The organism is Pseudoalteromonas sp. TB25 (assembly GCF_000497995.1).
GTDB lineage: Bacteria > Pseudomonadota > Gammaproteobacteria > Enterobacterales > Alteromonadaceae > Pseudoalteromonas > Pseudoalteromonas distincta.
On sequence record NZ_AUTI01000414.1, the window covers coordinates 32,761 to 43,512 of the forward strand.

The following is a 10,752-nucleotide window of genomic DNA, read 5'->3' on the forward strand; positions in this document are numbered from 1 at the left end:
TAATCCTTACTTAGTGGATGAAAAAAGTTTCGATAAGATGGTGGACACTATCGACAGTCGACAGTGTGAATAAACTGATAACCACAAAGCTAAACAAAGTGATCATTAAAAGTAGCTTAGGCGTAGTGGAGATTGGCATTAACAATGTTTGTATACGCTGAGTTATTTGCTCATTACTAAAATGACTCATGTATATATTGTCATTCGTAATATGTTGTTGTCGTTGAAATCGAGCAACATTAATAAGTGCTTGAGCCACATCTAAGCCATCAAAACTTTGCGTTGCACCGACATCAGCAATTTGTTCTGTTAAAGCCGTATAAGATTGCTGTAACGCCGCGCGCGTTGACGCAGGAAAACACCAACCAAATAGACTAAACAGTGTTTTAAAAAGCGGATCTCGGGCTTTTAAATGTGCTAGTTCATGCTGTATGACTATGTGTACTGTTTTTTCATCAAGTGCTTGTAATCCGCTGGTTATATATACTTTTGGATTGAAAAAACCAACAGTAAATGCCTCTGGTATAAGGTGTTCAATAACGTGTACAGACTGGTTTGGATAATCTTTGTGAGGTTGAGTATTTGATAAAGCCAACAGACTGCTCATTGCTGAACTATGTCTATTAAGACTAAAAAATGCATGTACGCTAGCACTTGCCATCAAACAAACAGCCGATATAAGCAATACCGAATGCCAACTATATACAGAGAAAACCTCAAGGTGATGCCAGTGAGCGACTCCTTGCCACCAATTAGACATTGGATTTTGATGTGCCTGCCAAAATACAGCTGCACACAATAATGAGATCCACCAAGGGCTGCTAATAGTTAACCAAAGCATGAACTTACGCTCGGTAAACTGGAAAATAGTAAGTTTTTTACAAAGCGAGGTGTGGAAGAAGGAAATCAATATGATCACACAAATAAAAGCGGTCACCGCTGCGCTCGCTAGATTTAAAAACACGGCCCAATTTCCAACAATCATGTTTACACTTTTCCGCTTCGTAGTTTTCGCTGCTGCTCTATAAGTTTTTCGAGCTCATCTAATTGTGTATCATTAAAATTAGTCGAAGTAGAAGAAAATGCAGCAATTAAACTGTTTTCACCCTCTTCAACAAAGTCAGCTGTAATATCATTTATTAAAGTAGCTATAAGCGAGTTACGATCAACTTTAGTTCGGTAATTATAAGCATGACCCTGCTTAGTTCTGCTAAGAAGGCCTTTTTTATAAAGTCTTTCAAGGGTGCTTTGAATAGTATTGAGAGTGCAGCCACGTGTTTTACCTAAACGACTGTGCACATGCTTTGCATCCGCTTCTTTAGAAGACCACAAATATTGAAGTACTAGTTTTTCTAATTCGCCTAACTGCATAATCAAATATCTCTTAACAACATAGCCATATCATGGCAAAATAAAAACCGATAGGCAATCGGTTTTTATTTTTTTATTTAAAAAGGAAAGTAATACATGGGTTGGATAATTTTTAAATACTTAGTGACAGCAGCAATTGTTGTAGCGGTTTCAGAGGTCGCAAAGCGCAGTGATAAACTCGGAGCACTAATTGTAGCACTTCCATTGGTAACCATTTTAGCGATGATTTGGTTGTACGTTGAAAAACAGCCGCCAGAGAAAATTGCGAGTCATGCCTGGTACACATTTTGGTATGTTGTGCCTACCTTACCGATGTTTTTAATATTTCCATCATTACTACACCGATTTGGTTTTTGGCCATCACTCGGCCTCAGCGCCTTAATAACTTGTTTTATTTTTGGAGTGTTTGCATTCGTCGTTAGTAAATTTGGAATAAATTTATTACCCTAAAAGTTGTTTCTGAAATTAATAATATGGTGAAATCAAGGATGTAGCTGAGGCAATAATTTCGATACTTATCTCTAAAAAATTTCCCATTACTTAGCAGAGTCAAATAAAAGCTAGCCTTATTTATGTACTAAGAGTGATAATATAAACAGAATATGGCTCATTTTATGGAACTATAAAAATGCTTCTATAACTCTAGTTCTAAGTGATTTAATTTGTATACTGCTCAATGAACAACCTGAAAGCAGCTCATAATAAGCTAAACCGCGCTCTGAAGTTAGGCCCCCTAGAACGAGTTTATCAAGGTTTTCTTTTAACTTATTATCCCTGTTTATTTTTGGCAATGTTAAAGGTCTAAATGTATCTTTTCTCACCAAAGTTGTGTCACATTCCATATCAACATAAGAGCAACTATCTGGTATATCAATATTAATACGCTCAGCAAACTCAATTAAGCTTGTTTCTGCAAATGTGAATAACCAGGCGAATTCAACTTTACCTTTGCCAGACCTAAGAATGCGCCCTAGAACTTGCCTAAAATACAACTCTGTTTTTATAGAGCTTAAATGACAACATACTTGTAGCCTAGGTATGTCGGTCCCTTCACTGATCATACCAACACTAACGATCCACTGTTCAGTAGATGACTTAAATGAGTTGATCTTCTGTGTTGAATTATCGTGTAAGTAAGTAACTATGGTTGACGTTTGATTAAATTCTTCAATTAATAAGCTGTTTATCATTTCAGCGTGCTTAACTGAAGACGCAACAACTAGGCCGCCGGCAGCCGGGTTTGAAGCTCTTATCTCCGACAGTTTTAATACGGCTAACTTCAATAAATACCTAAGTGCAGAGTCATTATTAAGTACCTCTTGGTACGCTGATTGAGCTTGTTTAACAAATTCAGCTATTGATCCATATGTATCTTGGCCATCCGAAATACTATTGCTATCAACTAAAACTATTTTTGGCTCTCTACAGACGTTATCTCTAATAGCTTGACTCAAGCTGTATTGATAATCGCATATCAACTCACCTTCTGGGTCAGAATAATTCACTAAAGCAATAGGAAGGGCGTCTGAGCGCCAAGGAGTGCCCGATAGCGCAAGTGTGTAAGTTGCAATATCCTGTAAATGGAAAACAACTTTCTCACCCCACGTATTGATTTTAGATTTATCTTGCGAGAATGAGCAGTGATGTATTTCATCAAAAATAAAAAATGTACGATACTTTCTAAGCCCATCCCAAGTACTTTCAGGAATAGAGCATAAGCTTTGATAAGTCATAGAGGCACCTACAGCCGTAAATGAGCCATCAAACGAACACCCAATTATTTTTCCAAATGTTCTTTTGATATTATTAGCCACTTCAACCGATGGTGAAAAGCAGATCACTCTATCTATCATTCCTTTATCAAATAACGTTTTGGCCAATGAAGCTGCCATTATTGTTTTACCAGCACCAGGAGTGGCCTGACATAGAAAGTGCTTATCAATAGCTGTATATTTTTTTACTGCTAACTCAACACATTCCCTTTGCCAACTTCTCAGCATTGCCGTGCACCATTATCCAAAGAGGCCAATATATTAGTTAAAGCGTTAACTTTTCCTAATAACTTCGCTGAATTATTTTTAGCATCGTCTAATGCAGAATAAAACAAGCTAAGGTGCTCAGGGAATCGCTTTTGTAGAGCTTTATATTCATCAACTTCCCCTAACAAAATCGCAAGCTCAGCCTCAAACTGTTTCTTTTCATTCAATAAAGTTTCAACAAGCGGTGATGCTTGATTATTAGTATGACTGCTAATTGATTTTTCTTTTTCAATTACAACTTGTTTCGCCACAAACGTAGCGTTATTAAACAGCTCAGTTTTAAAATACTTTTTATGGCGGCCACTTCCTTTTGTTTTTAAGAGCTCTTTTCGTTCAAGCGCTGTAATTTGCCTATAAATGAATTTACGCGCCTCATCGATATCTTGATATTTATCAGTTACGGTTAATAACTCATCTCTGAGCTCGACAATTGTAAAACCATTGCACTCTTTTTCGATCAAAAGGGAGTAAATGTGTTGGTTTAATTTGATAACTTGGGGCATTTCTTATACTACAACAATTAAGAAAACTTAGGGTTGCTAAGTATATAGAACAATGCAAAACTTAGAAATACTAAGTTTTATGCTCGAGAGTGATTTTAAGAACATTCCCACAAATAGAACTTAGGATTCCTAAGTGTACAAACCTTTGTAAAACTTAGACAATCTAAGCTATTAGAGACTGAAAAATGATGCTTCTGTGTTCCAAAATCCAATTCCAATTAGACTCAAACAAGCCCGCGCTAAGTCAGGTATTACTCAAAAGCAACTGGGTATACTTATCGGTATGGATGAAAACTCAGCGAGTGGTCGCATGAACCACTATGAAAAAGGCCGTCATATTCCAGATTTAACGACTCTAAAAAAGATCGCTAATGAACTAAATGTTCCATTGAATTATTTTTTCTGTGAAGATGAGACAACAGCAGAACTAGCAATTGAAATATCAAAGTTAGATACAGAGAAAAAGCTTTTATTAATTCAAGAGCTTAAAGGACCATCTAAATAGCTATATTGTACCCATACACAAGGAAGGTTAAATGCGATTTAATGAAAATGGACCTAATATTCCAGATGAACTTCTTGATAAATGTGACCACGGCAAAGTAGTTTTATTTTGTGGGGCTGGTGTTTCTTTTAACTCTGGACTACCAAGCTTTATAGAACTAACAAAAGCTGTAATTGATTTTTTTTCTCCACTAGAAAGCTCCGAGGTTTACCAAGAGTTCTTACCTTGGATCACCGAAAACTCTAATAAGTCACATCTAAGAACTCCATTGGATCAAATTTTCCACTTGCTATACCAAGACTATGGACGTGACGAAGTTAATCAAATCGTTGCCAGGGTACTTTCCAAATCTAATTCTATTGATGATGTTGGCAAGGAGCATGGTATATTAAAACTCTTATCCAGTGGTCAAAGCGGTAAACCAAAAATAGTAACTACAAATTTTGACCTACTTTTTGAGCAGAACGAAATCCTCTCTTATAGTGAACCTCCATTTTTCCCTGATTTATCATCCGGCGCAAGTCTCGAAGCAATAACCTATTTGCATGGCAGGCTAAAAGATCCGTCTGAAAAACATCATCCTTATATTTTAAGTAGCGCAGATTTTGGAAGAGCATATTTATCCGAAGGTTGGGCAACTAAATTTATAATTCAATTATTAGAGGTATACACAGTTGTTTTAGTCGGCTATCAAGCTGAAGATCCTCAGGTGAAATATTTACTTCAGGGACTTAATCATGATGAAAAGTTTGACCGGACAAAAATTTACGCATTTGATAAAGGTGAGGCTGAAGACATCGAAGTCAAATGGCGTGATCGCGGTGTAACTGCAATAGCATACCCTGACCATAGTGATTTATGGGAAACACTTTCTATTTGGTCAGAAAAAGTCGATAAGCCAAAAAAATGGATAAGTTACATATTAAACCTTGCAGCCTCAAGCCCAAGGCAGTTGAAATCATTCCAAAGAGGCCAAGTTGCTAATTTTCTTACTACCTCAGCTGGGGCTAAATTATTTAGTACTACAGAGCCCACACCTTTAGCTGAATGGTTATGTGTTTTTGACCCGCAAATAAGGATAGGAAACCCGAGTAAAGGTCACAATTTTAGGGATAGTGATGGCGAATCATTTGACCCATTTATTGAGTATGGACTAGACGATGATCCTTCGAGACCGGTGGATAAAGAAAACTACAATTTACCAACACTACCACATAAAAACTATTTATCATGGTTACCGTGTGACAATATTGCAACTGAAGATATGGACTTGCGCTCAAACAATAACTTGATATCACCTAGACTCTGGTATATCACAAATTGGATAGTAAAGAACTTAGACGATCCTGTCATTGCATGGTGGGCCATTAGAAAAAGAGCTTTGCATAACGCCTTAAAAGAAAGAATCTTAGTGAAGCTTTATAGTGCCAATTCACTTCCCGCTAAGGCACAAAAAATACTAGGCTTTATAGCTAGCAAGCAGTTTGAGAGTAGTGAATGGTTTAACCCGTCCCATAACTACTATAGATTTCAAGATCTAATAAAAAATGAAGGATGGAATTTAACAACCTTGCGTTTTTATGAGACAAAGTTAGAGCCTTTCGTAGAGTTTGAAAACCCTTATGGTATACATGCATCAAAGCCTCCTTTAAAAGCATGGAGTGCAATACATTTATCTGATATTTGTAATTTCGAAATAAAGTTTCCTTTAAAGCTTAACCCTAGTATTGAAGTTCCATATGACAACTTGTACAGAATATTGCAAGCTACTTTAACCCACTTGGAATACGCTAGTGATTTATCAGATGAGTTTGGCCACAAGCACTTTTATAATACTCCTTCGTGTTATCCAGACCCTAATGAAGACACTTACAACTTAGAAGAGCACAGCTCATTTTATTTCTTTATTGAAAACTTTAAACGATTAGTTGATAAGTTTCCTTCACAGGCAAAAGCGCTTAGCTTTAATTTAAATTTAAAAAACTCCTTATATTTTAATAAACTAAGCTTATATTCATTTGGGTTTAACTCTATTTTCTCCGCTTCAGAAGCCGCAAACTACGTATTATCAATTGATCTAGAATACTTTTGGAATAGAAGTTATCAACTCGATTTGCTTCGTTTATTAGAAAAACGATGGAAAGATTTTTCTAATACAAATAAAGAAAAGCTAGTTAAAAAAATCTTAGATGGTCCTAATAAATCTAAACAAATAACAGATGAAGAATTTCAAATTTTCAAGAACTTAGAGATATTTCGCTACATTAAATGGTGTGAACTCAGTCAATTGGTACTGCCTGAAAAGTACAGAAAAAAAATCGATATGATCATATCCATGCATCAAGACTGGCAGGTTAAAGAACCGGCAGAGCTGGTGCATAACACATCTGTAAAAGTTCATGGAATTACAATTGATGAAGAAGCTGATTTAATCATTAATGCGCCTATTAGTGAAGTAATTAAAAGATCAATACAAGTTTATAATAGAGGCTTTGAAGAATATACAGCTAGGAGGCCATTTGATGGCTTAGTAAAACTTAGGCCTAAAAAAGCGTTATTAGCATTGTCGTATTTGAGTAAAAGAAAAGATAACCCAAAGTATTTCTGGTCGGTTTTATTAGATAATTGGCCGGATAGTGCAAGCAGAAAGACTAAAATTACATTACTAAATCGGCTTTATTTATTACCTAAAGAGATATTAACTGAGCTAAGTTATCACTTAGGTAATTGGCTTGATCGCCACGGACAAATCTATCTAAAAGAGTTGCCCAACTTATGCTATAAATTTTTTGACCACTGTACATTAGTAGTTTTAAGGGGTAAGCAAGGTGCTTCGAAATCCAAGGAGACTTCATTAAGTCATATTACATGGGTTGAAGCTAAAAGTAGCCTGACAGGGGCTATTCTTAATACATATATTCAAGAAATTGACTCCTATCGTTTAGACAAAGATGCTGAAATACCAAGCATATTTAAAGACAAAATTGAACAATTTTTAATAAGTGAAGATACTGTTAGCGCTTACGCATCAGCAATACTCTCTTATCAAATAAGTTGGTTACATTATATAGACTCTTCTTGGGTTCAAAGCTTCCTGTTGCCATTACTAAATCTAGATAATAAGTTATCTGGTCCTGCTTGGAGTGGTGTGATTGCAAATAAATTACCATCTGTCGAAGTAAGCGTCCTATTGAAGCCAAAGATTACTCATCTATTCCCCAAAATTTATGAATGGGCTTGGGATCAGAGACTCATAGAGGCCACATCACATAAAATAATTGAGCTTGCCTTACCTTCATATAAAGGTAAGGATAAAATAAACGCTTCAGATGCTAAAAATTGCTTTAGAAATATGAGAGAAAAAGAAAGAGCAGCGGTAATTCGTTATTTGAGTAAGGGCTTTGCAAAAAATTCTAATGAATGTCTTAGAGACGTAACTACTATTATCGAGAGTATTTGGCCCAGAGAGAGAAAATACAGAACTAAAGAACAAACTTCTGCATGGATTAACTTATTAGAGAAGTCTGGTAGCTATTTTCCCAACTTATTTCACTCTATGGAGTGGTGTTTAACACCATTGGAAGTTCAACATCATTGGTTAAATTCATTTGCACGCAATACTTCAGATTCAATTCCATTAGCATCTCAATTTCCCAATGAGGTTCTAAGCCTGTGTGATTTGATAATACCAAAAGAGACACGTTCATCCCTTTATCACTTAAAAGAAGTTCTAGATCTTATAGAGCAAGCAAACAATGATATTGTTAATAATCAGCAATTTATGAAACTAACTAAAATATGTGAAAATAATTAACTTACAATTAAGAGGTTAGAATGGATATAAACCTTTTGGTTCAGCTCATTACAACAATAACAGCGTTATTAGCTATTGGGCTTACCTATTGGACTATTAGAACACAACAAAAACACAATAAACTATCGGTTGCACCAAGGCTAAGTGACTGGCTTCATACGGACGATAGCTCCATTTGTTTTGATATAATCAATAAAGGGCTAGGTACTGCACAAGTTAGATCATTTGAGTTCATTGTTAATGATAAAAGCATCTCTTGGCCTGAACTTGATAGTGATATTCGTAATTATTTTAAAGCTGAGTTAGACACTAAGAATATATATACATCAAGTTTATCTGCCACGAGCTACATAGCTCAAAATGAAAAAGTATGTATTCTTAAATTACATTTTTTACCTGGAATGGATATGAGCTCTATCGAGAAGAGACTAACTACCAGATATCAACTAAAAATAGAATATGCCTCGTTATATGAGCAAGTATATTTTTACAGCTCCCCCCTTGAGAGTTAATAGTATTTAGGTGTATGTAATGATGAAAAATGAAGTGGAAAAAGAAATCTTTGAGCTGCAAATACAATTTACTGAGTTAATGCGCCTATTTGATGACAAAGAAATAAATTTGGATGTTATCTCAGTCAAATATTCCAAATTAAAACAACAAGTAAATGGTCGTGTAAACGATTTAGAAAAAGCTAAAAAGAATAATCGGCTCAATGAATATGAAGGCTATTTCTTACTTCCATGCATGAAGAAGATAAGCCTCAGCTGTAATGCTAGAGTAGGTTCAAAAGATAAATCCGCACTAAGCTCATCTATATATGATGGTGAGGATTATTGCTCATATTGGCTGACAGAAATAAGAAGCTGTTGAATTACTTTTAGGTAAACAATTAATGTCAAACCAAATAGAAATATCTATTGTTAGATCGCAACGACTTATATCTGCTGCAAAAACTTTGCTAGATTTAATCGAAGACGATGAGCTATTTTTGTGCGATAAGCGAGAGCCCTTTGTTTTACTTTGCGCTTTAGCAATAGAAGCAATACTAAATGAAGCTCTAAGCGACTTAAAATACTTATTGCAAGAACAAGAGCTAGGCAAAAGCTTAATTGATGCCTTTGCGACTATGGGGTTACAAGCAAAGCTTAATAGTTTGTTTTATATTCTATCTAAGGGGCGCTATACAATAAATAAATCTTCAAACTGTTTGAATCGCCCCGTGTTTGCCAGAGACTCAATAACTTGAGAAACTGGAACTATGAAAAAATCAAATCGCTATACATCAGAATTTCGTGAACGTGCAATTAGGCTTGTTACCACACAACAGCATGAATACCCTTCTCTTTGGGCTGCGCTAGTATCGATTTCAGATAAACTGGGATGTACCCCAGAAACACTTAGAGCATGGGTCAAGAAATCTCAAGCTCAACCGTCTAAACCCTCTTCTAATACGCAATCAACTGAAGAACGCCTTGCCGTCTTAGAGCGCGAGAATAAAGAGCTCAAGCGAACGAATGATATCCTGAGGCAAGCTGCCGCTTTTTTCGCCCAAGCGGAGCTCGACCGCAAACAGAAGTAATAGTGGATTTTATTGATGCTTGCAGAGAGCATTACGGTGTCGAGTCAATTTGCAAGGAATTGCCGATTGCACCATCAACGTATTATTCTCATAAACAGATACAAAGAGAGCCTGAGCGACTGTCTAACCGCAAAAAGCGTGATGCTGAGCTGATAATACTCATTCGCGAAGTGTGGGAGGATAATATGTCAGTTTATGGTGCAAGAAAAATATGGAAGCAGCTACAGCTTGACGACCATCAAGTCGCCCGCTGTACAGTCGAACGATTGATGCGAGTTATGGGAATTCAAGGTGTTCGTCGGGGTAAAGCACATAAGACAACGATACCTGACGAGCAACAAGATAAGCCACTTGATTTAGTTAATCGTCAATTTACTGCTGAGCAGCCAAATCAACTTTGGGTAGCTGACATCACCTATGTTGCCACATGGAGTGGGTTTGTTTATGTCGCTTTCGTGATAGATGTTTTTTCACGATACATTGTAGGTTGGCGTGTATCAACGACAATGCACACAGAGCTTATTCTTGATGCGTTAGAGCAAGCTATTTGGCATCGTGGCAACCCCGAAGGGTTAATTCACCACAGCGACAGAGGCAGCCAATATTTGTCTATACGATACACTGAGCGACTTGCTGAAGCTGGAATTCAAGCGTCTGTAGGCAGTGTGGGTGACTCTTATGACAATGCATTGGCTGAAACAATAAATGGATTATTTAAAACAGAGATTATTCGCAGAAATGGCCCGTGGAAGAATGTTGATGCTGTTGAATACGCAACGTTAGAGTGGGTCAATTGGTTTAATAATCAACGCTTATTATCTTCAATTGGGTATATTTCACCAGCTCAATATGAAACAGACTACTATGATAATTTAAACGAGTCAGGTAAAGTGGCCTGACTTAAACAAACTGGTCTCCGATGAACTCGGGGCGATTCA

The 10,752-nt window shown here is 36.5% G+C and carries 11 protein-coding genes and 1 other annotated feature; of the genes, 7 read left to right on the forward strand and 4 right to left on the reverse strand.

What is annotated here, in order from left to right; genetic code table 11:
* Window positions 1-10 precede the first annotated feature (10 nt).
* Window positions 11-985 carry a M56 family metallopeptidase gene (locus L652_RS0119035; protein ID WP_008467193.1) on the reverse strand — a complete coding sequence of 325 codons (975 nt, stop codon included), beginning with the start codon at window positions 983-985 and terminating at the stop codon, window positions 11-13.
* Between the two features lie 2 nt (window positions 986-987).
* The gene (locus L652_RS0119040) at window positions 988-1,371 is read right to left on the reverse strand and encodes a BlaI/MecI/CopY family transcriptional regulator (protein ID WP_008467191.1); all 384 of its coding nucleotides are present in this window, start codon (window positions 1,369-1,371) and stop codon (window positions 988-990) included.
* 96 nt (window positions 1,372-1,467) lie between these two features.
* Here L652_RS0119040 and L652_RS0119045 point away from each other — a divergent pair, with 96 nt between their 5' ends.
* Entirely contained in the window at window positions 1,468-1,821 is a 354-nt protein-coding gene (locus L652_RS0119045) for a DUF3147 family protein (protein WP_008467186.1), read from the forward strand.
* Between the two features lie 170 nt (window positions 1,822-1,991).
* Here L652_RS0119045 and L652_RS0119050 read toward each other — a convergent pair whose 3' ends face one another.
* On the reverse strand, window positions 1,992-3,371 hold the full coding sequence (locus L652_RS0119050) for a DEAD/DEAH box helicase family protein (protein WP_008467184.1): 1,380 nt from the start codon (window positions 3,369-3,371) through the stop codon (window positions 1,992-1,994).
* Window positions 3,365-3,913: a hypothetical protein gene (locus tag L652_RS0119055; RefSeq protein WP_024597111.1), complete on the reverse strand. Its 549-nt coding sequence runs from the start codon at window positions 3,911-3,913 to the stop codon at window positions 3,365-3,367. Before L652_RS0119055 ends, L652_RS0119050 begins: the two co-directional genes overlap by 7 nt.
* A gap of 196 nt (window positions 3,914-4,109) precedes the next feature.
* Here L652_RS0119055 and L652_RS0119060 point away from each other — a divergent pair, with 196 nt between their 5' ends.
* From L652_RS0119060 to L652_RS0119090, 6 genes are all read left to right on the forward strand, one after another.
* On the forward strand, window positions 4,110-4,418 hold the full coding sequence (locus L652_RS0119060) for a helix-turn-helix transcriptional regulator (RefSeq protein WP_008467181.1): 309 nt from the start codon (window positions 4,110-4,112) through the stop codon (window positions 4,416-4,418).
* 31 nt (window positions 4,419-4,449) lie between these two features.
* Window positions 4,450-8,232, forward strand: a complete 3,783-nt coding sequence (locus L652_RS0119065) for an SIR2 family protein (RefSeq protein ID WP_024597110.1) — start codon at window positions 4,450-4,452, stop codon at window positions 8,230-8,232.
* 20 nt (window positions 8,233-8,252) lie between these two features.
* Window positions 8,253-8,744: a hypothetical protein gene (locus L652_RS0119070; protein WP_008467177.1), complete on the forward strand. Its 492-nt coding sequence runs from the start codon at window positions 8,253-8,255 to the stop codon at window positions 8,742-8,744.
* Between the two features lie 19 nt (window positions 8,745-8,763).
* Window positions 8,764-9,105 carry a hypothetical protein gene (locus L652_RS0119075; RefSeq protein ID WP_008467175.1) on the forward strand — a complete coding sequence of 114 codons (342 nt, stop codon included), beginning with the start codon at window positions 8,764-8,766 and terminating at the stop codon, window positions 9,103-9,105.
* Between the two features lie 22 nt (window positions 9,106-9,127).
* Window positions 9,128-9,481 (forward strand): hypothetical protein, encoded by a 354-nt coding sequence (locus tag L652_RS0119080; RefSeq protein ID WP_024597109.1) that lies wholly within the window; start codon window positions 9,128-9,130, stop codon window positions 9,479-9,481.
* Window positions 9,482-9,493: 12 nt separating this feature from the next.
* Window positions 9,494-10,713 (forward strand): IS3 family transposase gene (locus L652_RS0119090; protein WP_223230517.1). Its coding sequence is split into 2 segments (ribosomal slippage): window positions 9,494-9,782 and window positions 9,782-10,713, totalling 1,221 coding nucleotides; the frame shifts between segments, so codons are not numbered across the junction.
* Window positions 9,772-9,888 (forward strand) — a sequence feature (AL1L pseudoknot). It overlaps the preceding gene by 117 nt.
* Window positions 10,714-10,752 lie beyond the last annotated feature (39 nt).

Bases quoted from the DNA above. Each gene is read 5' to 3' on its own strand.
- L652_RS0119035 (WP_008467193.1), bottom strand. From the start codon at position 985: ATGATTGTTGGAAATTGGGCCGTGTTTTTAAATCTAGCGAGCGCAGCG.
- L652_RS0119040 (WP_008467191.1), bottom strand. From the start codon at position 1,371: ATGCAGTTAGGCGAATTAGAAAAACTAGTACTTCAATATTTGTGGTCT.
- L652_RS0119045 (WP_008467186.1), top strand. From the start codon at position 1,468: ATGGGTTGGATAATTTTTAAATACTTAGTGACAGCAGCAATTGTTGTA.
- L652_RS0119050 (WP_008467184.1), bottom strand. From the start codon at position 3,371: ATGCTGAGAAGTTGGCAAAGGGAATGTGTTGAGTTAGCAGTAAAAAAA.
- L652_RS0119055 (WP_024597111.1), bottom strand. From the start codon at position 3,913: ATGCCCCAAGTTATCAAATTAAACCAACACATTTACTCCCTTTTGATC.
- L652_RS0119065 (WP_024597110.1), top strand. From the start codon at position 4,450: ATGCGATTTAATGAAAATGGACCTAATATTCCAGATGAACTTCTTGAT.
- L652_RS0119070 (WP_008467177.1), top strand. From the start codon at position 8,253: ATGGATATAAACCTTTTGGTTCAGCTCATTACAACAATAACAGCGTTA.
- L652_RS0119075 (WP_008467175.1), top strand. From the start codon at position 8,764: ATGATGAAAAATGAAGTGGAAAAAGAAATCTTTGAGCTGCAAATACAA.
- L652_RS0119080 (WP_024597109.1), top strand. From the start codon at position 9,128: ATGTCAAACCAAATAGAAATATCTATTGTTAGATCGCAACGACTTATA.